Genomic DNA, 26,906 nt, shown 5'->3' on the forward strand with positions numbered 1-26,906 from the left:
TTTAGGTTGTAAAAGAGAGAATCTTCTAGTATTATTCCGCACCTAAATGGACGCGGGGTGGAGCAGTTCGGTAGCTCGTCGGGCTCATAACCCGAAGGTCGTAGGTTCAAATCCTGCCCCCGCTACCAATATTTAAAAGGTACCCCATTTGGGGTATTTTTGTTTGGCCCCCTACTAATCTTTTTTGAATTGAGATTTTTAGGTAAAAATTGAAGTGTTAAAGGGGGCTTTGGCCCTTTTTTTGTACGCGAAGGATAGAGATGAATCAAGCACCCGCTAAAATATTAGAACTGATCAAGCCGGCTATTACAGGACTTGGCTATGAATTCGTGGGTGCGGAGCTCACAGGCCAGGGCAAGTCGTCAGTATTGTTAGTCTATATTGATTCAGATAAAGGTATTTTGGTCGGTGACTGTTCTAAAGTGAGTCATCAGATTAGCGGCATTATGGATGTCGAAGATCCCATTAGTGGTCAATATCGGTTAGAAGTTTCATCGCCTGGTTTAGAGCGACCACTTTTTGAACTTGAGCATTTTGAACGTTTTAAAGGTTCCACAATCAAGTTAGAGTTGCGTCAATCAACCCTTGAAGGGCAGCGCCGGTTTACTGGTGAGATCTTGGATGTGCAGGGCGAAATAGTTCATTTGCACGTTGATGATGAAGAGATAGAGGTTCCATTCTCTCTTATAAAGAAAGCTAGAATAGTAGTTAAATTTTAAAGTGGAGTTAAGTGCGCTGCTTTTTGCGCATTTGTACGTAGCTTATGCTCTTTGGGTATAAATATTAATTTTTAGGATTAAAGATGGCTAATAAAGAAATTTTAATGGTTGTAGATGTTGTTTCTAACGAAAAAGAGATTGAGCGAAGTGTCCTTTTTGAAGCAATTGAAGCCGCGCTGGAAATGGCAACCAAGAAACTATACTCGGAAGATATTGCAGTACGTGTAGCTATTGATCGTGAGACAGGTGATTACGAGTCTTTCCGGAAGTGGGAAGTCGTTGAGGCTGACCCTGAGTTTGAAGGTGGCTTGGAAAACGCTGATGCGCAAATCTTATTGGAAGAGGCGCTGAAAAAAGATGCCGAGCTAGAGTTAGGGAGCTTTATAGAAGAACCTATTAAGTCAGCTGATTTCGGCCGTATTGGTGCGCAAGCGGCCAAGCAAGTTATCGTTCAGAAAGTGAGAGAAGCTGAGCGTAAAAAAGTATATGAATTATACAAGAATAAAGTGGGTGAGCTGGTCACGGGTGTGATTAAGCGAATTGAACGCGGTAATGTATTTGTTGACCTTGAAGGTACTGCGGATGCAATTATTCCTCGTGAAGAAATGATTCCGAGGGAGCCTGTTAGAACAGGCGATAGAATTCGCGGATACTTAAAAGAAGTAGAAGAAGTGACGCGTGGGCCGCAACTAACGGTTTCACGAAGCTCGTCAGAATTACTAATTGCCTTATTTAAGCTTGAAGTGCCAGAAGTGGGTGATGGCTTAATTGAGATTTTAGGCGCGGCACGCGATCCTGGTTCAAGAGCAAAAATTGCGGTGAGAACACGTGACCAACGGCTAGATCCTGTAGGTGCTTGTGTTGGCATGCGTGGCTCACGGGTTCAGGCAGTGTCTAACGAACTAGCGGGCGAACGAGTCGACATCATTCTTTGGGATGAAAATGAAGCGCAGTTTGTGATCAATGCGATGTCTCCAGCAGATGTGGTCTCTATTGTTGTTGATGAAGAAAAGCATAGTATGGATGTGTCGGTTAAAGATGACAGTCTGTCGCAAGCGATTGGTCGTGGTGGTCAAAACGTTCGGTTGGCGAGTGAGCTAACGGGCTGGAAATTAAATGTAATGAGCGAAACTCAGGCTGAAGAGCAAAGTTCGTCTGAAGCAGATAAATTTGCTCAACAACTCATGGAAGACCTTGACGTTGATGAAGATGTAGCTGTTATCTTAGTTCAAGAGGGTTACACAACCATTGAAGAAATTAACTTCGCCTCATTGGAGGAGCTGACTGATATAGAAGAGTTTGATGAAGATATTGCAGAAGAACTTCAGCAGCGCGCCAAAGATGCCTACCTAATTAAAGCGATTGCCTCTGAAGAGGTGCTAGAAGAACACGAACCAGACAAAGGCCTGCTAGAGATGGAAGGGATGGATCGTGAGTTGGCATATAAATTAGCCAGTAAGGAAGTGGTCACTATGGAAGATTTAGCAGACTTGGCGACTGATGAGTTGCTAGAAATAGTCGACATTGAAGAACAGCGTGCAACAGCACTTATTATGAAAGCACGTGAACCTTGGTTTGCTGAATAAGCAATAACCTCTCTGGAGAAAGAAGCATGGCAGATATTACAGTTCAACATTTAGCAAAAGTGGTTGGTACTACCGCAGAAAAGTTAGTAGAACAACTTAACGACGCGGGAGTGAAGGGTAAGACCATAACCTCGACGCTTGGTGAAGAGGATAAAGTAAAATTATTAGCTCATCTTCGTGAGAGCCACGGTAAAGATAAAAAAGACATATCCGCGCCTAAGAAGATGACGCTTAAGCGCAAGACGGTCGTTACCGAGTTGAAACAACCTAAAACACGTGGTGCAGGCTCAGTCAGTATTCAGGTGCGTAAGAAGAAAGTGCTGGGGCGCTCTGCAGAAGAAGTGGCAACAGGCTTGAGTCCCGAAGAACTTGAAGAGGCTAAAAAAGCAGCTGAAGCGCATCAACAGTTAGTAGAAGAGCAAGGTGCTGCTCGCGAAAAAGAACAGGAACGAGTTAATAAAAACTTAAAGACGAAAGAAAAGCACGTAGCTGCAAGTCAGGCTAAGTTGGACGCAGAGAAGGACGCTGAAACAGCTGAAGCGGAAAAACAGGCGGCTGAAGCAGCAAAACAGGCGGCTGAAGCAGCAAAACAGGCGGCTGAAGCAGCAAAAAAGGCAGCTGAAGAAGCAGAGCAGGCGAAGCAAAAAGCTGTTGTCGAAGATGAGAAAGTAAAAGCACCGCAGCCGGTCTCAAAAATAAGACAAGCTGGTCCTGAAGTTATGGCAAGGATTAAAGCAGAAGCGGATGCAAAAAAAGCAAAAGAGCTTGGCCGTAAACCGGATAAAAAGAAAGGTGGCTCTAAATTAGGCGGTGGGATTCTACACGTCGATAAAAAGTCTCGCCGTAATAAGAAAAAAGGTGGTCCAAAATCACGCAATATTCGCCTTGAATCAGCCGGTGAACATGGCTTTGAAGTGCCGACAAAAACAATTACGTATAACGTAGAAATTCCAGAAAGTATTATCGTTTCTGACCTCGCGCAACGTATGAATGTTAAGGCCGGCGAGATTATTAAAACGTTAATGGGTTTAGGAACAATGGCCACTATTAACCAACCCTTGGACCAAGAAACAGCCGTTATTGTGGTTGAGGAAATGGGCCATAACGTTGTTTTACGCAGCGATGAGGATATCCAAGCTGAGTTATTGGCTGACGTTATACAACAAGAAGGTGAAGACTTACCAAGAGGCCCCGTTGTCACCATTATGGGTCACGTTGATCACGGTAAAACCTCGCTGTTAGATTACATTCGCCAAAGCCGTGTTGCTGCCGGTGAGTCCGGTGGTATTACACAACATATTGGTGCTTATCGTGTAAAGCAAGGCGATAGCATGGTAACGTTTATTGATACACCAGGACACGCGGCGTTTACCGCAATGCGTGCTCGTGGAGCAAAAATAACTGATTTAATTATTTTGGTGGTTGCCGCAGATGATGGTGTGATGCCTCAAACAAAAGAGGCAGTTGAGCACGCCCGTGCAGCGGGTGTACCGATGATCGTTGCAGTTAATAAAATGGACAAAGAAGGTGCGCAACCGGATCGTGTCAGAAACGAATTATCTCAACTTGATGTGACGCCGGAAGATTGGGGTGGTGATACACAATTCGTAAACATTTCAGCGTTAAAAGGTGACGGCGTTGATGAACTGTTAGAGGCGATTGCATTACAGGCTGAGCTATTAGAATTAAAAGCAGCTGTTGATGTGGCGGCTATTGGTGTTGTTATTGAATCACGTTTAGATAAAGGCCGCGGCGCGGTCGGAACGATTCTTGTGCAAAAAGGCACCTTACGTATGGGTGATTACATCGTAGCAGGTGAGGCGCATGGACGTGTTAAAGCGATGTTTGATGAACATGGCAAGGCCGTTAAAGCAGCAACGCCAGCCGTACCTGTTGAAGTGCTTGGTCTTTCAAGTGCCACAGAAGCGGGTGTTGAGGTCTATGCTGCACCAAGTGAGCGTAAGGCTCGTGAAATTGCTGAATTCCGCCAGAATAAATCAAGGCAGGCGCGTCAAGCAAAACAGCAATCTGCAAAACTTGAACAAGCCTTCTCACAAATGACTGAAGGCGATAGCGCAACACTTAACGTATTGCTGAAGGCAGACGTGCACGGTAGTTTAGAAGCCTTGAATTCATCACTGACGAACCTGTCTACGGATGAAGTTAAAGTCTCTATTGTGGCTAGTGGCGTTGGTGGTATTAACGAGAGTGACGTTAATTTAGCAGCCGCATCGGATGCGCTGATTATTGGTTTCAATACCCGTGCAGATGCAAATGCAAGAAGGATGATTGAGAACAGAGGCGTATCGGTTCGTTATTACAGTATTATTTACGACGTGATCGACGATGTTCGAGACGCTTTGTCGGGCCTATTAGCTCCGGATATTAAAGAACAAATTGTTGGTATTGCAAATGTGCGTGACGTATTCAAATCACCTAAATTGGGTGCGATTGCCGGTTGTATGGTGACGGAAGGTTTCGTTAAAAGAGATTTGCCAATTCGTGTGCTACGTGACAATGTCGTTATTTATGAAGGGCAGCTTGAATCATTACGGCGATTTAAAGATGACGTGCAAGAGGTCAAGTCGGGCATGGAGTGCGGTATCGGTGTGAAAAACTACAATGATGTACAAGACGGCGATCAAATCGAAGTCTTTGAACGCATTGAAGTAAAACGTAAGCTATAGTTGATAACCAATGCCTAGAGAGTTTTTACGTTTCCAGCGTGTTTCACGTCAACTGCAACGTGAGTTAGCAGAGATAATTCAGCGTGACCTTCGTGATCCTGAAGTTGGTTTTGTGACCGTTAGTGACGTTGAAGTTACTAAAGATTTGGCGGTTGCAAAAGTCTTTGTTAGTGTTTTGACTACCAAGGATAATGAAGATAAGCAAACGAGTGTTGCGGCTTTAAATCATGCGTCAAATTATATTCATGGCATTGTATCAAAGCGTATGCGTATGAGAATGGTGCCGGAACTGCGCTTTTTCTTAGATGAATCTATCGAGCAAGGTATTAAAATGGATGCGTTGCTGAAAGCAACAGACCCAGATAACGAGAAGTAATACATGGCGGATCGAAAAAAGAAAGGCCGTGATATTAGCGGTATTCTAATTTTAGACAAGCCGCTTAATATTTCCTCAAACCGTGCCGTGCAGATTATTAAACGTCTATACGGAGCTAAAAAAGTAGGTCATACGGGCAGTTTAGACCCGCTAGCATCTGGCGTATTACCTATCTGTTTAGGTCATGCCACAAAGGTTTCACAATACTTGTTGGCATCAGATAAAACCTACCATTTCACGATGAAGCTTGGACAAACTACTGAGACAGGTGATGTGGAAGGTGACGTTGTGCTTGAAAGGTCAGTGCCTGTCATTGATGATGCTCGATTAGAAACATTACTAAAAGAGTTTACCGGAGAGATTCAGCAAGTTCCGCCGATGTATTCAGCGCTTAAGCATGATGGCCAACGTTTGTATACGCTCGCTCGCGCGGGTAAAGTAGTTGAACGCCCGCCAAGAGATGTAACGATAAAATCTCTCGAATTATTATCAAAAACTGACGATAGCCTTACATTAGAAGTGTCTTGCACCAAAGGAACTTACGTTCGCACGCTAGCAGAAGATTTAGGTGAGGCGCTAGGTTGTGGCGCTCATGTTACCTTTTTGAGGCGTATTAAGACAGGGCCGTTTGAGTTGGGTGAGGCGGTTACGATTGAACAGTTAGAGTCCTTACAGGGTGATATAAACGTGTTGGATCAACAGCTGAACAATTTAGATTTGGCTTTGCAAGAATACCCGATTATTGGTTGCACTGATGACGAGGTGGCTGATTTATGTTTGGGGCGTCAAATACACGTCGAGACGTTGGAGCAGTACCCATTGATTCGATTAAATGCCCCAGATGGTAATATTTTTGGACTAGGTAAATGGAAAGAGGGGAATTATTTGGCCCCAATCAGAATTTTTGCGTAATCAATACAGTCAGAGATTGCTCTTAAAGCTTGTTAGCTATCTGTACGCAGAGTACAATATGCTGTTTTTTTTAGATTAATATAATAGAAAGTGGAGTAAGGAATATGTCGTTCGGTACAGAACAAAAGCAAGAAATTGTTAAAGAATATGCGTTATCAGAAGGTGATACAGGATCTCCAGAGGTTCAAGTTGCTTTGTTAACGGGGAGAATCAATCATTTGACACCGCATTTTTCTGAGAACAAAAAAGATCACCACTCACGTCAAGGTTTGTTAAGAATCATTAACCGCCGCCGTAAGCTTTTAGATTACTTAAAAGGTAAAGACGTAGAACGTTACCGTGCATTAATTGCGCGTTTAGGTTTAAGAAAATAGATAATTAATAGGCAGGCAAATAGTGAATTCAGTAAAAAAAGAGTTTCAGTTCGGTAGCCAAACCGTTTCATTGGAAACGGGCGAAATTGCACGTCAAGCAGATGGTGCAGTACTGGTAGAAATTGATGGCACCATTGTGTTGGTAACAGCCGTTGGCAAACGTGAAGGCGGAGAGAATAATTCTTTCTTCCCATTAACGGTTAACTACCAAGAAAAAACATACGCCGCTGGTAAAATACCAGGCGGTTTTTTTAAGCGTGAAGGTCGTCCTAGTGAAAAAGAGACATTAACATCACGTCTTATCGACCGTCCGATTCGTCCATTGTTTCCAAAAGGTTATAAAAACGAAACTCAAATTATTGCGACGGTTGTTTCATTAAACCCAGAAGTTGACCCAGACATTCCTGCTTTACTCGGTGCATCTGCGGCGTTAGCGATTTCAGGGCTTCCTTTTGATGGTCCTATTGGTGCGGCTCGTGTGGGTTACATCGATGGTGAATATGTACTGAATCCTTCAAAAACCGCATTAGCTGAGTCTAAGCTTGACCTTGTTGTAGCGGGTACATCTGACGCTGTGCTAATGGTTGAGTCAGAAGCTGACTGTTTACCTGAAGATGTTATGTTGGGTGCGGTAACGTTTGGTCATGAACAAATGCAAGCGGCCATTACAGCAATTAACGAATTGGCTGCTGAAACTGGCAAGCCTCGTATGGAGTGGGTAGCACCTGCAACTAACGAAGCGTTAGTTGAGAAAGTAGCTGGCCTAGCAACAGCTGGTATTGCTGATGCATATACTGTGTTGGTTAAACTTGATCGCCAAGTTAAATTAAAAGAAGTACGTGCTGAGGTATTGGCGCAACTAGAAGACGAAGATGCTGATGAAGTTAAAGGTATTTTTTCTTCATTAGAAAAGAAACATGTCCGCGAGTTGGTTCTTTCAACTAAAAAACGTATTGATGGTCGTGATTTATCGACTGTTCGTGAAATTCACGTTCGTACGGGTGTTTTACCTCGCGCACACGGTTCTGCGTTATTTACACGTGGCGAAACTCAAGCATTAGTTGTGGCTACTTTAGGTACAGATCGTGATGCGCAAATGATTGATGCGGTTGAAGGTGAATACCGTGATCACTTTATGTTGCATTACAATTTCCCTCCATTTTGTGTTGGCGAAACAGGTTTTGTTGGCTCGCCAAAAAGACGTGAAATTGGGCATGGTCGTTTAGCTAAACGTGGCATGCAAGCAGTTATTCCAAGCCAAGATGATTTCTCATACGTTTTACGCGTAGTGGCTGAAGTAACTGAATCAAACGGTTCAAGCTCAATGGCAAGTACATGTGGTACCAGTTTGGCATTAATGGATGCTGGTGTTCCAATTAAAGCACCAGTAGCTGGTATTGCGATGGGCCTGATTAAAGAAGGCGAAGATTTTGCTGTGTTGTCTGACATTCTAGGTGATGAAGATCATTTAGGTGATATGGACTTTAAAGTATCCGGTACAGAATCTGGTGTAACGGCGCTTCAAATGGATATTAAAATCCAAGGCATTACACATGAAATTATGTCTAATGCACTAGCTCAAGCTAAAGATGGTCGTTTACATATTCTAGAAAAAATGAATGCTGACTTATCAGAAGCGCGTGATGAAATGTCTGATTTTGCACCACGTATTTTAACGATTAAAATTGATCCAGCTAAAATTCGCGATGTGATTGGTAAAGGCGGTGTAACGATTCGTGCCATTACTGAAGAAACAGGCGCTTCTATTGATATTACCGATGAAGGTATTGTTAAAGTAGCTTCTGTGGATCGTGATGCAGGTGAAAAAGCATTAAAACGTATTGAAGATATTACTGCCGAAGTTGAAGTGGGTAGGGTCTATGAAGGTAAAGTTGTTCGCTTAATGGATTTTGGCGCATTTGTTTCAATCTTACCGGGTAAAGACGGCCTTGTTCATATTTCACAAATTTCAGAAGAGCGCGTTGAGAAAGTGAGCGACAAACTGTCTGAAGGTGATGTTGTCAAAGTTAAAGTACTTGAAGTTGACCGCCAAGGTAGAGTTAGATTAAGTATGAAAGAAGCCGATTAGTTGTTATTCGCAAATTTTAAACTATAGTTAATTTACGGATAATAAAGTATGGCTAACTCACGGATAATAAAGAAATACCCGAATCGTCGTTTGTATGACACGGAGATTAGTAAGTACGTAACTCTTAATGATGTGCGTCAGCTAATTATTGATCGTGAGCCGGTTAAAGTGCTCGATGCTAAGTCGAAAGAAGACTTAACACGTAGTGTGTTTTTGCAAATCATTCTTGAGCAAGAAGAGGATGGTGAACCAATAATGAGCGCTGAAATGTTAGAACAGTTAATACGTTTTTATGGTGATCCGTTTCAACATAACTTTGCAAGTTACCTTGAAAATTCGGTGAAGTTAATCGCTGAACAGAGGGCTAAAGTGAGAAGTAAGCTTGAACAGGCAGCAGATCCATTTGCCATGATGACGTCGTTAGCTAACCGGAATATGGAAGTATTTAAGGAAATGCAGGATGGTTTGTTTAAGAATGTAATGCCTGCAGCAAAGGTTAAGAAGAAATAAGCAGTAAATTGTTGTAAAAAAAGCCTCATTATTGAGGCTTTTTTTATGCCTGAAAGCTTGTTTAAGATTCAGTATGCGGCAGGGCAGTATCTATTTGAGTGTTTTTTTATGCAGAAATTAGTAAACTAGACGCATGGATAACGAGGACGAATTAATAGCTTTTGATAGCGAGCATTTTCTTAAAACACTGACTCAGAAACCGGGTGTATATCAGATGTTAGATCGGCGTAAGGTGTGTATTTACGTTGGTAAGGCGAAGAATCTAAAAAAGCGCGTTTCAAGCTACTTTAATAAGACAGATAAAGACGCCAAAAAAAAGCTTATGTTGTCACATGTGCAACAAATTGATGTTGTCGTTACCCATACAGAAGGTGAGGCGTTACTGCTTGAAAATCAGTTAATTAAGCAATTAAAGCCAAGATACAATATTTGCTTGAGGGATGATAAAAGTTATCCCTATATATATTTATCATCACAGCAAGACTTCCCAAGGTTGACCTTTCACAGAGGAGCAAAAAATAAAAAAGGCCAGTACTTTGGTCCTTATCCTAGTGCTGGAGCAGTTCGAGATAGCTTGCATGTGCTGCAAAAGATTTTTCCAGTTAGACAGTGCGATGATAGTTATTTTAAGAATAGATCAAGGCCATGTTTACAGCACCAAATTAAACGCTGTACAGCGCCTTGTGTGGGGCTTATAAGCCAAAAAGACTACCAAGATGATGTGAGTCATACGGTGTTGTTCCTTGAGGGTAAAAATAACCGCTTAATATCAGGGTTAGTGAAAAAAATGGACAGCGCTGCGGCAGCTTTGGATTTTGAAAAAGCGGCTCAGTTTCGTGATCAGATTGCCCAGTTAAGAAAGTTGATGGAGCGGCAATACGTGAGCGGAAAAGAGGGTGACATTGATGTTATAGCCTGTGAAGTTTTACACGACGTAGCCTGCGTGCAAGTGTTCTTTATTCGTAACGGGCAACACCTTGGTAACCGTACGTTTTTCCCAAAAATGCCAAATGGTAAAAATGAGGAAGAAGTGTTAAGTGCGTTCTTATTGCAATTTTACTTGGACAAAAAGTTGCCGAAAGCAATTATTTTGAGTCATGAGTTAATCGAGCGAGAGCTAATTCAGGAGGTCTTTAATGAAAAGGCGGGGCGGAAGGTCAACTTAATTAATAAACCACGCGCAGATAGGGCACGCTGGTTGAAGATGGCTAAAAACAATGCGTTAACTGCACTTACTCAACGTCTAGAAAGCCGTGAAAATACATGTGACCGGTTAGTTAAGCTATCCAACTTATTGGGTGTTCAGTTCACCATAAAACGAATGGAGTGTTTCGATATCAGTCACCTTCAAGGCGATCAAACGGTGGCATCCTGCGTCGTTTTAAATGAAGAAGGGCCATTAAAATCTGATTATCGTCGTTTTAATATATCTGGGGTTATAGCCGGTGATGATTACGCTGCTTTATCGCAAGCTGTTACTCGCCGCTTTATTCGCGCTAAAAAAAATGAACATGTAGCGCCTGACTTATTAATAATTGACGGGGGTAAAGGCCAAGTAAATGCAGTGACCAAAGCTTTAGAGGATATTGGTTGTTCATCTGTTTTTGTTATTGGAATTTCAAAAGGCAGTGATAGAAAAGTAGGAATGGAAAAGATTTATCGTGCGAGTGATGGAAAGGTTCTTATTTTCTCATCTGATGAGCCGGCATTACTGGTGCTGCAACAAATAAGAGACGAGGCGCATCGTTTTGCTATTAGTGGTCATCGGCAACAACGGGGTAAAGTGAAGAAGAAGTCCACACTTGAGAAAATTGATGGTTTAGGGCCTAAACGTCGACAGCAATTATTAAAACAATTTGGTGGGTTACGCGAGATTCAGTCTGCTGGTGTCGATGACCTATGTACAGTGGATGGGATTAACAAGTCGTTAGCTCAACGTGTATATGACTTCTTTCATGACGGTGTGAATGGATAAAATGTTACGATGTGCGAATGTTGCCTCACTTCTTTTAGTTGAATGATTCTTAATATCCCAACAATACTAACGCTGTTCCGTATCGCCTCTATACCGGTCATTATGGTTATTTTTTATATGCCGATCGAAGAACCTAGGCTGTGGTGTTCATTACTCTTTATTATCGCGTCATTGACCGATTGGTTTGATGGTTTTTTAGCAAGAAAATTGAGTTTACAAACAGCGTTTGGTGAATTTCTTGATCCGGTGGCTGATAAGTTAATGGTTGTTATTATCCTCGTGCTTATTGTTCAAGCAGACCCGGCGGTGTATATAGCCATACCGGCGGCGATAATAATAGGGCGTGAGGTGTTGGTTACATCATTACGTGAATGGATGGCAGAAATTGGGCAGCGCTCGGTTGTTAAAGTGTCATGGGTTGGTAAATATAAAACTGCTTTTCAGATGCTTTCGATTTTATGCTTACTTTTTAACGCTGATTTTTACGGAATCCCGGTCCGTACAATTGGCTTAGTGTCAATTTATATTGCAGCTATTTTGACATTATGGTCAATGTGGCAATATATTCAGCTCGCACTGCCACAATTTAAAAAATAGTAGGAATTCTGACTTGACACTTTTGCTGCGGCATATAGAATACACGGCCTCAAAGCGGGAATAGCTCAGTGGTAGAGCACAACCTTGCCAAGGTTGGGGTCGCGAGTTCGAATCTCGTTTCCCGCTCCAATTTTTAAGCCGTGATTCCACCGCGGCTTTTTTTAAAAGTCCCCTCTGGCTGAGTGGCAGAGTGGTTATGCAGCGGCCTGCAAAGCCGTGTACAGCGGTTCGATTCCGCTCTCAGCCTCCATACATATCTTAAGATAGTAAGTCTACTAGTGTCAGTAGTTAGCAACTTGTTATCGGACCATCATTGCTTACCAATCTATTGATTTGATTGAGTTTAAGGCTATAGTATTGGCTGTTTCTCAGGCGTACGATATTGTTAATCTTATAAAGATTTTTTTATGGTCTACACTTTGCTTTATATAAAGGTAAAATAAACGGTGAGATTTGACAACACTGAGTCTTCAAAAGGGCATTACAGCATTCCAGCAACTATTTGCAAGAATAGATGATGCGTCATTAATCATTAAAGATGGTTTTTATATAGACTGCAATGTTGCCGCCTTAGCACTGACTGGGTATCCAGATAAAGCCTCCATAATAAACGTTAGCCCCAGCGAAACATCGCCTGAGTTTCAACCAGATGGAGAACGTTCGGTTCAAAAAGCTAAAAGAATGATGGCTTTGGCCATTCAAAATGGCCAGCATCATTTTGAATGGGAACGCTTAAGATACGATGGTACAACTCTTGTTTTGGATGTCTCATTAACCCCCATTGTGCTTGATGGAGAAGAGTATATACACGTTTTATGGCGCGATCGTTTAGGAAGAGTATCGCAAAAGCAAATCGATTCAATGCAACAGTTCATTGAAAATATGGGCGATGCGCATGTGATTCTTAAAGACGGTATTTACACTGAGTGTAATCAAGCGGCCGTTGACTTACTGGGGTACCCAGATAAAAAAACGTTACTTCTCAAGGGGCGTGATCGCGAAAACTTCTACCCAGTTCTGCAGTCTGATGGCAGAAAATCGCATGAAAAAGTACGTGAGATGATGGCAAGAATTCGTACAGAAGGTTCATATACTTTTGACTGGACCTATAAAAAATTCGATGGCTCACTTATCCAAGTTTCGCTTATGGGGGCTTATACCGTTGTGGATGGCGAAGAAATTTTCCACATTGTTTGGCGAGATATAGCACCACAACTTGCAGCGCAATCCGATTCAATTAAAGAGTTATTGGGGAGAATGGGCGATGCTGCTTTATTGGTGAAAGATAATAAGTATGTTGATTGCAATCAAGCTGCGATAGACCTGCTGGCCTATCCAGACAAACAGTCGTTATTAAACATGCACCCAACCAAAATATCTCCAGATAAACAGCCGGATGGAAGAAGCTCATTTGAAAAATCAAATGAAATAATGAGCAAGGGTTATTTAGAAAGCTCGAATTACTTTGAATGGACACACCTTAAATACGACGGTTCGCCAATTATGGTCGAAGCCATGCTAACCCCTGTCTCTATTAATAATGAAGACATGATTCACGTTATTTGGCGTGACCTAACGGATATAAATAAGCAAAAATCAGCTCTTGCTGACAGTGAGCAAAGGTATAAGTCTATATTTGATGATTCTGCTGATGCGACCTTAATTTTAGAAGCTGGGCGATTCACCAATTGTAATGATGCTGCTGTACAGATGTTTGGTTTTGACAATAAAGAACAACTACTAAGTACTAAAACTATTGAGCTATCGCCTGTTAGTCAGCCTGACGGGATTGAATCCATTGTGAAGGCTCGTGAGTGTATTGCTACTACTTACAACAAAGGCACTCATCGGTTTGAGTGGATGTATCAGCGCAAAGATGCCCAGACTTTTCCTGTTGAAGTCGTCATGACCGCCATCATACAAGGAGGCAGAAAGATAATACATTTTGTTATGCGTGATATTACTGAGTTTAAATCTCAACAAAGAGAATTAAGGAACTTAGCACATTACGATGTATTAACGGGCTTGCCGAATCGAGTGTTATTTGCAGATCGTTTTGCTTTAGCCATTGCTCATAGTAGACGTACAGAAACACAACTAGCTGTTTGTTTTCTAGATCTTGATAATTTTAAGCCCGTTAATGATGGTTACGGACATGGTATTGGTGATGAATTATTAAAACAGGTTGCTGCTCGGATCAGCGCAACTATTCGAGATGAAGATACTGTCTCACGCCAAGGTGGCGATGAATTTGCGCTACTATTGGGTGAGTTAAAATCTTATCAGCAATGCGAAAATCTGATCAACCGTGTTCTATATACCTTGTCGGAGCCGTTTATCATTGGTGATAATACACACCTTATCGGCGCGTCATGCGGAATTACATTATATCCAAGCGATGATAATGACATTGATATTTTATTACGTCATGCAGATCATGCTATGTATGATGCCAAAATTTCGGGTAAAAACAGGTTTGCTTTTTTTGATGCCAATACTGAACTGTTATCACAAGAACATACGCACTTTTTAGCTCAAGTATCACAGGCAATTGACGACAATGAATTTGTGTTGTTCTATCAACCTAAGATCAATATGAAAACGGGTGAAATGTTTGGTGCAGAGGCACTAATCCGTTGGCAAAAACCTGAAGAGGGCTTGCTTTCGCCTGTTGATTTCTTGCCTAAAATTGAAAGTAGTCAAGTCATGGTCGATTTAGGTAATTGGGTGATTAATGCGGCCCTCACCCAGCTTGAACAATGGTGTAAAGAAGGTAAGCGTTGGGTTGTTAGCATTAATATTGATGCTTATCACTTTATGCAAGAAAGCTTTTTTGAAGATTTAAAACAGGCTTTAGAGAGGCACAGTGATGTGCCATCTGAATTATTTGAAATTGAAATCCTTGAAACTATTGCCTTTGATGACATGGCTAAAGTTTCTAAGCTTATTTATCGATGCCAAACATTAGGTGTTAGCTTTGCATTAGATGACTTTGGCACGGGTTATTCATCACTTACTTATCTTAAGCGGCTCCCAGTTCAGTGGCTAAAAATAGACCGAACTTTTGTGCGCGACATACTAGACGATGAAGAAGATTTTGCCATTGTGGAAGGTATTATCTCACTCGCAAAAGCGTTTAAGCGAGACGTTATTGCCGAAGGCGTAGAAAGCACAGAGCACGGGACAGCATTAATGGCATTAGGTTGTTATAATGCTCAAGGGTTCGGAATTGCTAAACCGATGCCCGCAGAGAGCGTTACAGAGTGGGATAGTAGCTATCAGCCTGATAAAATATGGACTCATCATGCGAAACTGGGTCTAATTGGAAACGAGCTGTAATTTTTATACTGACTTTGGTATTAAAAAAACCACTGTTGATAAAACCGAGTATTTAAATAAAGCCATAACGTTAGAGAGTAAAAAAGGAGTTGCTAATGTTTAACAAGCTAAAGGCATCGTTCCTCATAGAATGGAATCGTCTGTAGCAACATTAACATGCGAGAATAAGGTTCCGTGAACTTCGAAAACATCATCACTTGCTTTGATAAAGTATTAAGTAAATGCTCAATTAAAGGAGTGTTTCTTACTCTTTTACTTTTTACAACGCTGTCACTCATTTTTCTTTTTATTTTAGGCTTTGCCGAGGGCGCGCATTCAGGTTTGATCGATCAGTCGAGCCTTGCTTATTTGACTGGCGTTTTCATTGTTTTTTTTACGTTATTTCTGATATTTATTTATCGTCGTGTTTATTACCCCATTCGAGAGTTAAATAAGACAGCTTTACTTTTAAAGGGGGGCGATTTAACAGCGAGGTTAGCAAAAGCGGATGTATTACCGCCGGAGTACAGCAAGGTTTGGGATAACTTTAATGCCTTTGCAAAGAACAGCGAAACAACTATTCAAGAGCTTCAATTGATTTTTGATAATGCTGAAATTGGTATTACATGGGTTAAAAAACGTCACTATTTAACAGTTAACAATAAATTATTAGATATATTTGGTTATTCAAGAGAAGAGTTCATAGGGAAAAGTACCCGCCATGTTTATTGCAATGATGATGACTTTGAACGAGTTGCTGAAGGGTATGAGTTACTTTCTAGAGGAGAAACCTTCTCAATTGAAATTTTAATGTCAAAAAAAGATGGTTCGACTTTTTGGTGTAATTTAACAGGCCGAGGTACAGGTGGTACCGGCGATAGCTCGGTGTGGTTATTTGAGGATATTTCAAAAAGAAAAGTAGTTGAAGAAAAGCTCTACACAATGGCAAATTACGACCCGTTAACGACTCTTGCTAATAGAAATTTATTTAACATTTACCTAAAAGAGGCGATTGCTAAGAGCTTTCGACAAAAACGGTCTTTTGCCGTTATGTTTATTGATTTAGACCGGTTTAAACACGTTAACGATTCTTTAGGTCATGATGCGGGTGATGAAGTTCTTAGGCAGGTTGCCCTAAGAATGAGAAATGTTCTAAGAGAGTCCGACATTATTGCGCGTCTGAGTGGGGATGAATTTACCATTATTATTGATGATGTTTCGAATACAGCGGGGCTTGAAACGGTCGCTAACAATATTTTAAACGAATTGGCTAAGGTCTTTCGTTGTGTGGATAGCGAGGTATATATAGGTGCTAGCATCGGCATTAGCCGTTACCCAAATGACTCAACAATTCTCAGTGATCTTATGAGTTTTGCTGACTCGGCCATGTATGTTGCAAAAAAATCAGGGCGTAATACATTTAAATTTTATTCGGAACACATAGGACTTAGTGCTGAAAAATTTACAACCTTATCGCAAGGGTTACATAAAGCCTTGGAGCGCGATGAGTTTGAACTTTATTATCAACCCAAAGTTGATATGAGAACGCGTGAGGTGATAGGGTGCGAAGCACTGATCCGTTGGAACAGTCCTAGCAAGGGGTTGGTATCACCCTTTGAATTTATACCGGTGCTAGAAGAGTCTGGTTTGATGGTTCAAGTTGGTGAATGGGTCATATTTGAGACCTGTCGAGCAATTAAAAAGTGGGAACATTTAGGTATTAACTTAGGGAAGGTCGCTATAAATTTATCTGGGCGTCAATTTGGAACGAAGTCTTTATTGGAAACAATCGAGCAAGTACTTCTGGAGACAGGGGTATCGCCCGAACAATTAGAATTTGAAATCACAGAAAGCTTAATGATGGACGATTCAACTCGAATTATTGATACATTAAATAGTATTCAAGAACTAGGAATACACATTGCTATTGATGACTTTGGAACAGGCTACTCATCGTTGGCGTACCTCAAGAAATTTCCAATTGATATTTTGAAAATTGACCGCGCTTTTGTAAAAGATATTACTGAAGATGAAGATAGCGCGATCATCGTTGATGCCATCATTGCCATGGCAAAACAGTTGAAACTTAAGACGGTTGCCGAAGGCATAGAAACAGAAGATCAATATGCCTTATTGGCGAGTAGGGGTTGTGAAATTGGGCAAGGCTATTTGTTTAGTCAGCCAGTTTCTTTTAATGAAATGGTGAAGCAGTTTCAAACTATTCTTAAATAAGCGGGTTTTAATGGTTTTTTATTGTCGGTGTAATTTTATAGACCCGACCGCTATAGTCATCACTTAGGTAAATGCTTCCATTTTTACCCTCCACAAGGTCTACAGGTCTGCCGATAACTGTGCCATCCGTTTCAAAACCAGTGATGAAATCTTTCTGTGCAATGTCTGTATCGCTGTTAAATGATAGAGCGATCACTTTATAGCCAGATTTCTTTGACCTATTCCATGAGCCGTGTAATGTCACTAATGCTATGTTACTTATTGTTTTATGGTTTCGCAGGAACAAAAGACTTAAAGGGGTGCTGTGGGCCGTCATTTGATGAATAGGAGGGATCATTGTTATGGCATTAGGTGGGCTGTCTGTAAATTTGGGGTCTGAGATATTATGGCCATATTTATAAGGCCAGCCGTAGTGATGCCCTATATTGAGCTGGTTTAGTTCTTCGACGGGGGTGTTGTCACCTAGATAATCTCGCCCAATATCTAAACCAAACATGAGGTTGCTGCTTGGTTGCCAATCAAAGCCAGTTGTATTCCTTAAGCCTTTTGCATAAATAATTTCATTTTTGCCGTCTAAATCATATTGTAGGATCGTGCCTCGCTTTTCAGATTGTTCAAGGCAAGCGTTACAGCTAGAACCAACACTGACGTATAGCTTGTTATCTGGGCCGACTTTTACAGTCCTTACCCAATGGTTACCACCACCTGGAAAGCTATTTCGTATGATGTAATGTGGTGTTCCTAGAAATTTACGCTGCTTGGCATCGTACTTAATTCTTAGCACAGCACTTGTTTCAGCGATATATAACCAGCCATTATGAAGGGTGACACCGTGTGGATGATCCAGACCCTGCAACAATAGTTTTTTACCGTCAGAGCGACCGTCATTATTAGAGTCATTATAAACAAGAGTCAGTTCCCCAGTTTTTGGCCTTGAAACAATAAGATCTCCGGTGTTTGTGATAGCAAGAGCACGGACTCCAGTTAATTTATCGGCATATATTGAGAGGGAAAAATTGTTGGCAATCTTTAGTCTGCTTAGTATTTCTTCATCAGCAATAGAGTTAGCTAATTTAATGGGTGCGTTAACCGTGTACCTTTCGGGTAAGAAAAGCCAGAATAAAATACCGGCAATACACATGTATAAAAGGCTTTTAAGGTGCTCTTTCATGGTTTCTTAATCAATAGGCATTATTGAAGAAATTGATAAGTACGTTATTTTTGTTGGGCCAGGTTGCATGGGAGCCAGGGCCTTCGCAGTAAAAGGTTTTAGACGATGTGGGGCAATTTTTGTAGGAACGACAACCATTCGTGTCTGTCTCATTGAGTCCACTGTTGCATTGGTTGCAATTTGCCCACCAATCGGCTGCTTGCTTACCAAAGCCGCTGAAGTGAGAATCATCGGGGTTGTGGAAAACCATGACCGGCAGCGGTGCGGGGCATTTGTACTGTTTGAGACTCTCAGCATCCATGCCAGCTGCACTTGGGGCAATGGCCGTGGGTTTGTGTTCCGATGAGGGTAAGAAAGTAAGCGCATTGGTGATTGTTCCACCATCTGAATGCCCTGTGTAGTAAATGCGTGTCGAGTCTATACACCATTTTTGTTGTATGTCTTGAGGAATAGACGATAACTTATCAATGGCTTCAAGTGAAAGACGGATATTACTTGCATAAGCAATGATATAACCTGCCTCAGTTGCTTCTTTTGTAAGGTGAACGTGGTGCTCAGACTTTTTAGTGCTGGTGCCCGCTGGAGCAAATACGACAATAAGAGGGTGGGCGACGGTTGGATTGTAGTTAGAGGGTGTCCGGAGGTTGTACTTGGCTCCGGACACTGTTTTGTTGTTTTCGCTGATGCCTGCAAGGCCACTGTCTGCCTTGTTCGAACAGCTAGCCTTTACCGATGTTGGGTAGGCGTAACTCGCTGGCTTTAGTAAAGCGGGGTCAATCGATGGGGCGCGAAATTGAAAGAAGACGATTAACGCGACTAATAAAATCAATGTTGAGGTAATAAAAAATGAACGCATTTTTGATAACCTAGTTAGGATTTATTTAATTGAAACGCAGTGAGCCCAAAAATGTCAATTTACTTGATAACTTGATCAAGTTTCCCAGAATCGTAATGCAGCACCATCGTCTCTAGATCGATAGGCTTAATCTTTCCAGCTTGGCCAGATGTTCCAAAAGCGTTCATTCGAGCTTCACAAATACTTTGCATTGCATCGGTAGAGACAGCTAAGAATTTTCTAGGGTCAAAGTTCTTAGGGTTTTTTGTTAAATGGCGGCGAATAGAACCAGTGGAGGCTAAACGTAAGTCTGTATCGATATTGACTTTACGTACACCATATTTAATGCCTTGTTGAATTTCTTCTACTGGTACGCCATAGGTTTGACCAAGGTCGCCACCGAACTCATTAATGGTTTTTAACCAATCCTGAGGAACAGATGAGGAACCATGCATAACAAGGTGGGTATTAGGTATGCGCTCATGGATTTCTTTGATACGTTGAATAGCAAGCGTATCGCCCGTTGGAGGCTTAGTGAATTTATAGGCGCCATGACTTGTACCAATCGCGATGGCCAAGGCATCGACACCTGTTTTTTTAACAAAGTCAGCCGCTTCTTCAGGGTCCGTTAGCATTTGCTCGTGGGTTAATATACCGGATGCACCAACACCATCTTCTTCACCGGCTTCTCCAGTTTCTAGTGAGCCTAAGCAACCAAGCTCGCCTTCAACTGAAACACCGCAAGCGTGCGACATTTCGACAGTTTTTTTCGTTACCTCTACGTTATATTCATAACTGCTAGGCGTTTTACCGTCAGCTTCTAAAGAGCCATCCATCATCACTGAGGTAAAGCCTAATTGAATAGAACGTTGGCAAATAGCAGGGCTTGTGCCGTGGTCTTGGTGGAATACAACGGGGATGTGTGGGTATTGCTCAACGGCCGCTTGGATTAAATGCCTTAAGAATGATGATCCAGCATATTTTCTAGCGCCAGCAGAGCCCTGAATAATAACTGGGCTATTGGTTGCGTCTGCCGCTTGCATAACAGCGTGAACTTGTTCCATGTTATTGGCATTAAAAGCAGGTACGCCGTAGTTGTTTTCTGCAGCGTGGTCGAGTAATTGGCGTAGAGAAATTAAAGCCATTTGAAATCCCCTTATTTCTAGGTAAGTTGTTTGATGACGAATCAATGCAATTCGTTTATTTGCTTAGTTTAACTTTTCTAAGAGAGGGTTTCTATTTTAAATAAGCTTTCAGGCATAAAAAAGCCACTACCTTTCAGTAGTGGCTTTTTAAATTAGCTTAATTAAAGAAGCTTATTTTTTTGGTGTTAAAGCAGCCGTACTTTCTTTAACGATGTTTAATACTTGCTCGTTATAGGCTTTAGTGTCTTCGAATAAAGCTTTGCTATCAGCAACAACTTTTTCAAGACCAGACTGAGCAAGTTCAACTTGTTCTTTAGCGAACACGTTAAGCGCGTCAGCGTCTTTGATGTTAGTAGCCGCTTTAATGCGAGCTTCAGCTAATGCAGCATAGTTTTTAGCCGCTTCTTGTTGAGCAGCAGCCATTTTTTCAAACTGAGCTTTGTTTAATTCGATTAATTTAGTGATTGGTGCAGCAAATGCATTAAAGTCATTCATGTTGTTTTTCCATTAGGGTTTGTTTAAGTTGAATGCAGTATAAACGTTTTTATATTGCAGTGCAACATTTTACTTGAATTCCCGGTTCCATAAAATGATGTTAATCAAATTTAGCGTAAAGAAAAATATTACTTCTTCGACGTTTCTTTTTCGATTTCTTTCTTCAGCTGACTTGTGCTTTCTTGAAATAATTGAATAACCTCAGCGTTATAGCCAGTCATTGCTTCAAACATAGAGCGGCTATTAGCAACCATTTTTTCGTAGCTACTTTGAGCTAATGCCATTTGATCGGTGACGAAACTAGCCAATGCGACAGGATCCTTAATATCGGAGGCCGATTGCATACGCTGTTGGACGAGGGTTCTATAATCTTCGGCCGCTTTCTTCTGAGTCGTCATCAGTGTGTCAAAGTGTTGAGTGTTTAACTCAACAAGTTTTGAAATAGGTTGGGTGAAACCGTTTATGTTTTTAACCATCGTTATCTCCATTATGTATGATTGAGTGCTAACCGTTAAACACCTTGCGAATGCTTTTTTGTATATCCATGGCCGCTTGTCGTGGATCTTGGGCGTCACGAATTGGGCGGCCCACAACAATATGGTCAGCTCCATTGTAGAACGCTTGTTCAACGCTGACTACACGTTTTTGATCGTCTTCGGGGCGATTGTCTACAGGGCGAATACCCGGCGAAACGACCAAGAAATTTTGCCCTAGCGAGTCTCGAAGCCCGGGAGCTTCTAGGCCGGATGAAATAACACCATCACAGCCAAGTTCAATGGCACGTTTTGCCCGTGAAGTAACCAGTTTTTCTACATCACAATCAAAGCCTAAATCATCCAGGTCGCCGCGATCTAGACTCGTTAACACAGTTACAGCGAGAACTTTTAGCTCACCTTTTTGCTCTGCGGCGGCTTGCATAATGGCGTTATTTCCATGAATGGTGACGAAGTCTACCTTTTTATCGCTGAGCTGCTTAACTGCACGACCGACGGTGGCGGGTACGTCGAAGAACTTGAGGTCGACGAAAATACGTTTATTTTGTTCGTTCAGCCAATCAATCAGCTCAAAATAATTACCCGACATAAACAACTCGAGCCCTACTTTATAGAAGGACACACTGTCGCCAAGAGTGGTAACCAGTTCTTTAGCAGTAGAAAAATCGGGTACGTCTAAAGCAACGATGAGACGTTCATTAACAGGAATTGGTTTGTTGGAAATCCATGACATGATGTGTCACTCCATAAATTTAATTAATAATGAGCATTATAGCGAGGTAGGGAGCGTGTGCCGATGGAAATTTTAAGTGAGTGGCATTAAAGGTAATATCTGAGTTTTAGACTATGATGTAGGCTAATAGGCGAATCAATATGAAAACATACTAACTTCCATCACTGTTAGGTAATTGGGTAAAGCCAACTAAAAGTAACGACTAAATAATGGATGAAAAGAAAGAAAAAAAGGGATTAGCCCAGCAGCTCAATGTAGCGTTTTTGCTGGGCGTGATTTTTTTGTCGATCGCATCATCGGCATTTATTTCCTATGTGACATATGAACGAGAGCGAACCGCTTACATTGATCACGGTAAAGCGGTTACGAATGCATTAGCAAACCAAATGTTTATCCCTTTCTCAGGAAGTACCGAGGAGCTGTTTAGTTATTCGTTCCAGTCGTACAAGGGGTTCCAAGGAGTACAGAAAATTGTCTTATTCGATGAGGAATTCAGAGAAATATTTGCTATAAAAAAGGGTAAAGATTACGAATTAATTAATGGTTGGCAAGACGTTAATTCTAGGAATGCTAAATTTGAGCGAGAAACAGAACGTGCGTTTTATTTTACGGCACAGATAAATAAGGCTAGAGATAATTCAGTTAATTATTTGATGGTTATACTCAATAGTCCGTCAGTAGGTGCGTATGCCGAGGCAATATTCTTTAGCAATGCCGCAATCATTGTTTTTATAGCATTGATTTTGTTGCTTATTCTTGGTTTGTTGATTAAGCGCCTAACCAAGCCTTTAGAAGATTTTTCATCGATTATGATTCAAGCGGCATCTGGTGAAACTGGAATCAGGGCGCATCACGATGCCTCTGCCGAACTTAGTCAGATGTCTGAATCATTCAACCAAATGATGGGAGTGATTGAGAAAAGAAGTGTTGATCTTGAAAAGTCGAGAGATCAAGCGGTACGAATGGCTAAGATTAAATCGGACTTTGCTGCCAATGTTAGTCATGAGATTAGAACACCACTTAATGGTATCTTGGGCATGATTAATTTGTTGAAGGAAATGGGCTTGCCACGACATCAGCATGAGTACCTTGAAGTGGCGAGTAAGTCTGGAGATTCACTTCTTCAAATGATTAATGATGTGCTGGATTTTAGTAAAATAGAGTCTGGTCATTTTGAATTAGAGCTTAAAGATTTAGATTTGCGATTGCTGTTAGAGCAGGTTGCATTGCTGTATGCAGAGAAAACGCAAGTAAAAGACATAGAACTTTGTTTAAATTTGCCCACCAAGGATGTGCTGTTTGTTCGGGGCGATTCGACTCGTATTCGCCAAGTGATGAGTAACTTATTGAATAATGCGATTAAGTTTACAAAGTTTGGTCATATTGCATTAGCCGCACGAGTGGTTTCGCATACCAATGGTCGCTCACTGATAGAGATGACTGTAAGTGATACAGGTATTGGTATTCCAGAAGAGGCCTTAGAAGATATTTTTAGGCCCTTTGGCCAGGTGAACGCCGAAACATCTAACGAATATGGCGGGACAGGCTTAGGGTTAACGATTGTTAGTCAAATGACAAAGTTAATGGGGGGCTCTGTTTCTGTGACGAGTACACTCAACGAAGCTTCGTGCTTTAAAGTCTTGTTACCGATGAAAACTCATCGTATTGCCTTTGGAGAGCAGCCGGATGAAGTTGAATTATTGGCAGGAAAAAGGGTTTTATTGGTTGAGCCATTCGAAGAAACAAGAAGCTATCTTCAAGGGATGTTTAAGGCATGGGGGGTTTCTTGTCAAACAGTCGAAAGCCTAGATGAAGCGGTACTTAATCTAAACCTCGAATTACACTCAATGGGTGTTCCAGATGTTTGTTTATTTAACGTTGATTACAGTTCGGGGGATATGACCAGCTTTTTAGCTAACTTTAAGAAGAATGAGCCTTTTGCCGATATTAAATTGATTCCAATGGTTAGGTTTGGTAGTAAGGTCAGCGCCATTGATGACTCAGGCACGCTGATTTCAAGCTCAATTGATCGCCCTGTTCGTTATGAAAAACTAAGGATGACATTGCTGGATGTTTTTGCTGGTAATAAAGAGCGCGCGCACGAAAAAATAGAGAGAAAAATTAAGACAAACGACATTTTACGAGGTTTAAAGGTCTTGGTTGTTGACGATAATGCAACGAATCGACTCGTAGCAACGGCAATGCTTGATGAGCTGGAAGTCTTTTCTGATGTTGCTGAAAATGGCCAAGAAGCGTTGAATGCGTTTAAAGCGAATAACTATGACCTCATCCTGATGGATTGTAATATGCCTGTTATGGATGGTTATGAGGCTACGCGGGCGATTCGTGCACTAGATGCAGGCCTGAAACAGCCTGCGATTATTGCGCTGACGGCAAAGGATAAGCAAGCTGACTTAGATAGCTGCATTAATAGTGGTATGGATGACTATTTGTTGAAGCCATTTAAGTTGTTGCAGCTATTGGAAAAGCTTGAAAAAGTATTTGGCCTACCTTTAACGGATGGCCAGTTATCCGATATAGAACTTGAAGAGTCAGATGGGTCAGTGATTGTAGACTCTGTGTTTAACGAATTGGTAGCGAACACAGGTAGTGGCATTCAACAAATTGTTCAATCATATTTATTAGACTCGCCAATTTATATTGTGACCTTAATTGCAGCAATGGAAGCAGGCAATACGACAAAATGCTTAGATTTGGCGCATAAAATTAAAGGCAGTTCTCGTAATTTAGGCGCTGAAGGCCTAGTAGAGGTTTGTGTAGAAATAGAAGAGTTTTGGTCTCAGAAAACAATTGATGAAAGCGCAATAGCGCTGTTAGTAGAACGCTTAGAGTCTGAGTTTTCACTGGTTGAGGCTAGCTTGAATAGTAAATTGGCAACATTGAAAATATCGTCAGAAGGCCAAATGAAACGCAATAAAGAAGTTGTGTTGATTGTTGATGATGATCAAAGTACGCGAATGACGGTAGCGAGTGTTCTTGAGCGTGAGGGCTATCAAGTTGAGTTGGGTTCTAATGGTCGCGATGCGGTTAGGTTGTTTGAGATACTAAGACCAAACGTTATTATTATGGATGCCATGATGCCGGTTAAAAATGGCTTTGAGGCATGTAAGGAAATTAAAGGAATGCCGGGTGGCGAGAGTGTGCCAGTTCTTATAACGACGGCGTTAGAAAGTGAGAAATCCGTGGATTTAGCCTTTGAAAGTGGGGCGGCTGATTTTGTGCCTAAGCCGATTAACTTGTCTGTTTTAAGGCAGCGGGTTAGGCAGTTACTGGCTAAACAATCTGCAGATCAGCACGTGCATAAGTTGGCGTACAAAGACGCGCTAACGGGCTTGCCGAATAGAACCGCCTTTGTCGAGCAGTTTCAACAAGAATTGGAGCACGCTAAAAGAAACGGGACAAGAACAGCTATCTTTTTTATCGACCTTGACCGCTTCAAAGACGTTAACGACAGTTTGGGTCATGAGGCTGGAGATGTTCTCCTTAAAGCCTTGTCTGGCAGGTTGATTAACTGCATTCGATCTGGCGATATGCTGGCCCGGATTGGGGGTGATGAATTTGTTGTTGTCTTGAGTGACATGGCAGATGATGCAACGCCAGATCAGGTGGCTAGGGCGATGCTTACAGCGTTAAAAGAGCCGTTCAATATTGCAGGTAATGAGGTATTTGCCGGTGTGAGTATTGGTATTGCTATGTATCCTGATGATGGTTTGTCGAAAGATGCGTTGTTGAAAAATGCCGATACAGCCATGTATAGGGCGAAAGCGGCGGGCAGGAATACATACCGTACCTATACGCAAGAAATGAGTGACGTACTAGAACAGCGTTTGCGGGTTGAAACGGAGCTGAGAAAAGTTCTAGCGGATAATGAGTTGTCATTATATTTTCAACCCAAGCAAGACACGTCTACGGGCGAGGTGGTTGGCTCAGAAGCCCTAGTTCGTTGGCAACATAGGTTGAGGGGAATGGTGTCACCGGCGGAATTTATACCGGTTGCTGAAGAAATGGGTTTGATTAAGGAAATTGGCCTGTGGGTGTTGGATACGGCCTGTGCAACAGCTAAAAAATGGCAAACTGAACATGACTACTATGGCACGGTGGCGGTCAATGTATCTGCCGTACAAATGGTGGAAGAAAATTTTGTGACTCTGGTCGGCACCTGTTTGGATAAGTATGACTTAGATCCTAAATATTTAGAGTTGGAAGTGACTGAAACAATGGTGTTGGATGATATTGATGTCATGCTTAAAAAATTAAATGAAATTGAACAAATGGGCGTGAGTATTTCAATTGATGATTTTGGTACAGGGTACTCGTCATTTAGTTATATTAAGCAGCTGCCGGCAAGCACCTTAAAGCTGGATATGGAGTTTATTAAAGATATACCAGAAAATGAAGCAGACATGGCCGTTGTTGATGGGATGATTGTTTTGGCTCATAATTTAGGGATGAAAGTGGTCGCAGAGGGCGTTGAGACACAAGAACAATATGATTTTCTAGCAGAGCATAAATGCGACCTTATTCAAGGCTATTTGATTAATAAACCCTTGTCAGAAGATGCGTTTATTGCAGAATATGGCGAGTTGTCTAAGCAGGCAAACAGTCTAAATTAATACGTCAAACTGAGCTGTAATAAT

At 41.6% G+C, this 26,906-nt stretch carries 19 protein-coding genes and 3 tRNA genes; 16 read left to right on the forward strand and 6 right to left on the reverse strand.

The features are described 5' to 3' along the window. The first annotated feature begins 51 nt into the window (after positions 1-51). The 15 genes from AB1Y31_02945 to AB1Y31_03015 all read left to right on the forward strand — a co-directional run bounded on the left by AB1Y31_02945 (position 52) and on the right by AB1Y31_03015 (position 17,375). A tRNA-Met gene (locus AB1Y31_02945) sits at positions 52-128 on the forward strand. A 132-nt stretch (positions 129-260) separates the two neighbouring features. Continuing rightward, entirely contained in the window at positions 261-719 is a 459-nt protein-coding gene (rimP, locus tag AB1Y31_02950) for a ribosome maturation factor RimP (GenBank protein MEW4982126.1), read from the forward strand. Positions 720-802: 83 nt separating this feature from the next. Next, positions 803-2,305, forward strand: a complete 1,503-nt coding sequence (nusA, locus tag AB1Y31_02955; protein MEW4982127.1) for a transcription termination factor NusA — start codon at positions 803-805, stop codon at positions 2,303-2,305. A gap of 26 nt (positions 2,306-2,331) precedes the next feature. Continuing rightward, entirely contained in the window at positions 2,332-4,992 is a 2,661-nt protein-coding gene (gene infB / locus AB1Y31_02960) for a translation initiation factor IF-2 (protein MEW4982128.1), read from the forward strand. A 10-nt stretch (positions 4,993-5,002) separates the two neighbouring features. After that, positions 5,003-5,368: a 30S ribosome-binding factor RbfA gene (rbfA, locus tag AB1Y31_02965; GenBank protein MEW4982129.1), complete on the forward strand. Its 366-nt coding sequence runs from the start codon at positions 5,003-5,005 to the stop codon at positions 5,366-5,368. Positions 5,369-5,371: 3 nt separating this feature from the next. Beyond that, positions 5,372-6,280 (forward strand): tRNA pseudouridine(55) synthase TruB, encoded by a 909-nt coding sequence (gene truB, locus AB1Y31_02970; GenBank protein MEW4982130.1) that lies wholly within the window; start codon positions 5,372-5,374, stop codon positions 6,278-6,280. 104 nt (positions 6,281-6,384) lie between these two features. Next, positions 6,385-6,654 carry a 30S ribosomal protein S15 gene (rpsO, locus tag AB1Y31_02975; GenBank protein ID MEW4982131.1) on the forward strand — a complete coding sequence of 90 codons (270 nt, stop codon included), beginning with the start codon at positions 6,385-6,387 and terminating at the stop codon, positions 6,652-6,654. Positions 6,655-6,676: 22 nt separating this feature from the next. Continuing rightward, positions 6,677-8,743, forward strand: a complete 2,067-nt coding sequence (gene pnp, locus AB1Y31_02980; protein MEW4982132.1) for a polyribonucleotide nucleotidyltransferase — start codon at positions 6,677-6,679, stop codon at positions 8,741-8,743. A gap of 48 nt (positions 8,744-8,791) precedes the next feature. Then, positions 8,792-9,253, forward strand: coding sequence for a polyhydroxyalkanoate synthesis repressor PhaR (gene phaR / locus AB1Y31_02985; GenBank protein MEW4982133.1), 462 nt, complete (start codon positions 8,792-8,794; stop codon positions 9,251-9,253). Positions 9,254-9,386: 133 nt separating this feature from the next. Then, positions 9,387-11,228 (forward strand): excinuclease ABC subunit UvrC, encoded by a 1,842-nt coding sequence (gene uvrC / locus AB1Y31_02990; GenBank protein ID MEW4982134.1) that lies wholly within the window; start codon positions 9,387-9,389, stop codon positions 11,226-11,228. 42 nt (positions 11,229-11,270) lie between these two features. After that, the gene (gene pgsA, locus AB1Y31_02995; protein ID MEW4982135.1) at positions 11,271-11,825 is read left to right on the forward strand and encodes a CDP-diacylglycerol--glycerol-3-phosphate 3-phosphatidyltransferase; all 555 of its coding nucleotides are present in this window, start codon (positions 11,271-11,273) and stop codon (positions 11,823-11,825) included. Between the two features lie 54 nt (positions 11,826-11,879). Continuing rightward, positions 11,880-11,954, forward strand: a tRNA-Gly gene (locus tag AB1Y31_03000). 47 nt (positions 11,955-12,001) lie between these two features. After that, positions 12,002-12,075 (forward strand) — tRNA-Cys (locus AB1Y31_03005). A 203-nt stretch (positions 12,076-12,278) separates the two neighbouring features. Further along, positions 12,279-15,164: an EAL domain-containing protein gene (locus tag AB1Y31_03010; GenBank protein MEW4982136.1), complete on the forward strand. Its 2,886-nt coding sequence runs from the start codon at positions 12,279-12,281 to the stop codon at positions 15,162-15,164. A gap of 174 nt (positions 15,165-15,338) precedes the next feature. Beyond that, positions 15,339-17,375 carry an EAL domain-containing protein gene (locus AB1Y31_03015; GenBank protein MEW4982137.1) on the forward strand — a complete coding sequence of 679 codons (2,037 nt, stop codon included), beginning with the start codon at positions 15,339-15,341 and terminating at the stop codon, positions 17,373-17,375. Positions 17,376-17,382: 7 nt separating this feature from the next. Here AB1Y31_03015 and AB1Y31_03020 read toward each other — a convergent pair whose 3' ends face one another. The 6 genes from AB1Y31_03020 to pyrF all read right to left on the reverse strand — a co-directional run bounded on the left by AB1Y31_03020 (position 17,383) and on the right by pyrF (position 22,248). Then, complete coding sequence (locus AB1Y31_03020) at positions 17,383-18,546, reverse strand: PQQ-dependent sugar dehydrogenase (GenBank protein MEW4982138.1); 1,164 nt, start codon at positions 18,544-18,546, stop codon at positions 17,383-17,385. Positions 18,547-18,556: 10 nt separating this feature from the next. Further along, positions 18,557-19,402, reverse strand: coding sequence for a poly(3-hydroxybutyrate) depolymerase (locus tag AB1Y31_03025; protein ID MEW4982139.1), 846 nt, complete (start codon positions 19,400-19,402; stop codon positions 18,557-18,559). 59 nt (positions 19,403-19,461) lie between these two features. Further along, entirely contained in the window at positions 19,462-20,526 is a 1,065-nt protein-coding gene (gene fba, locus AB1Y31_03030) for a class II fructose-bisphosphate aldolase (GenBank protein MEW4982140.1), read from the reverse strand. A gap of 171 nt (positions 20,527-20,697) precedes the next feature. After that, positions 20,698-21,021 carry a phasin family protein gene (locus AB1Y31_03035; protein MEW4982141.1) on the reverse strand — a complete coding sequence of 108 codons (324 nt, stop codon included), beginning with the start codon at positions 21,019-21,021 and terminating at the stop codon, positions 20,698-20,700. A gap of 128 nt (positions 21,022-21,149) precedes the next feature. Continuing rightward, the gene (locus AB1Y31_03040) at positions 21,150-21,497 is read right to left on the reverse strand and encodes a phasin family protein (protein MEW4982142.1); all 348 of its coding nucleotides are present in this window, start codon (positions 21,495-21,497) and stop codon (positions 21,150-21,152) included. A gap of 28 nt (positions 21,498-21,525) precedes the next feature. Continuing rightward, positions 21,526-22,248, reverse strand: a complete 723-nt coding sequence (gene pyrF, locus AB1Y31_03045; GenBank protein MEW4982143.1) for an orotidine-5'-phosphate decarboxylase — start codon at positions 22,246-22,248, stop codon at positions 21,526-21,528. A 209-nt stretch (positions 22,249-22,457) separates the two neighbouring features. Here pyrF and AB1Y31_03050 point away from each other — a divergent pair, with 209 nt between their 5' ends. After that, on the forward strand, positions 22,458-26,882 hold the full coding sequence (locus AB1Y31_03050; protein ID MEW4982144.1) for an EAL domain-containing protein: 4,425 nt from the start codon (positions 22,458-22,460) through the stop codon (positions 26,880-26,882). The last annotated feature ends 24 nt before the right edge of the window (positions 26,883-26,906 follow it).

The sequence above is a fragment of the Cycloclasticus sp. genome (genome assembly GCA_040743155.1).
Taxonomy (GTDB): Bacteria; Pseudomonadota; Gammaproteobacteria; order Methylococcales; family Cycloclasticaceae; genus Cycloclasticus.

Excerpts from the sequence above, each read along its gene's own strand:
- pyrF (MEW4982143.1), bottom strand. The coding sequence starts at position 22,248 with ATGTCATGGATTTCCAACAAACCAATTCCTGTTAATGAACGTCTCATC.
- AB1Y31_03050 (MEW4982144.1), top strand. The coding sequence starts at position 22,458 with ATGGATGAAAAGAAAGAAAAAAAGGGATTAGCCCAGCAGCTCAATGTA.
- uvrC (MEW4982134.1), top strand. The coding sequence starts at position 9,387 with ATGGATAACGAGGACGAATTAATAGCTTTTGATAGCGAGCATTTTCTT.
- AB1Y31_03035 (MEW4982141.1), bottom strand. The coding sequence starts at position 21,021 with ATGAATGACTTTAATGCATTTGCTGCACCAATCACTAAATTAATCGAA.
- AB1Y31_03020 (MEW4982138.1), bottom strand. The coding sequence starts at position 18,546 with ATGAAAGAGCACCTTAAAAGCCTTTTATACATGTGTATTGCCGGTATT.
- nusA (MEW4982127.1), top strand. The coding sequence starts at position 803 with ATGGCTAATAAAGAAATTTTAATGGTTGTAGATGTTGTTTCTAACGAA.
- rbfA (MEW4982129.1), top strand. The coding sequence starts at position 5,003 with ATGCCTAGAGAGTTTTTACGTTTCCAGCGTGTTTCACGTCAACTGCAA.
- truB (MEW4982130.1), top strand. The coding sequence starts at position 5,372 with ATGGCGGATCGAAAAAAGAAAGGCCGTGATATTAGCGGTATTCTAATT.
- fba (MEW4982140.1), bottom strand. The coding sequence starts at position 20,526 with ATGGCTTTAATTTCTCTACGCCAATTACTCGACCACGCTGCAGAAAAC.
- pgsA (MEW4982135.1), top strand. The coding sequence starts at position 11,271 with ATGATTCTTAATATCCCAACAATACTAACGCTGTTCCGTATCGCCTCT.
- AB1Y31_03040 (MEW4982142.1), bottom strand. The coding sequence starts at position 21,497 with ATGGTTAAAAACATAAACGGTTTCACCCAACCTATTTCAAAACTTGTT.
- rimP (MEW4982126.1), top strand. The coding sequence starts at position 261 with ATGAATCAAGCACCCGCTAAAATATTAGAACTGATCAAGCCGGCTATT.
- infB (MEW4982128.1), top strand. The coding sequence starts at position 2,332 with ATGGCAGATATTACAGTTCAACATTTAGCAAAAGTGGTTGGTACTACC.
- phaR (MEW4982133.1), top strand. The coding sequence starts at position 8,792 with ATGGCTAACTCACGGATAATAAAGAAATACCCGAATCGTCGTTTGTAT.
- rpsO (MEW4982131.1), top strand. The coding sequence starts at position 6,385 with ATGTCGTTCGGTACAGAACAAAAGCAAGAAATTGTTAAAGAATATGCG.
- AB1Y31_03025 (MEW4982139.1), bottom strand. The coding sequence starts at position 19,402 with ATGCGTTCATTTTTTATTACCTCAACATTGATTTTATTAGTCGCGTTA.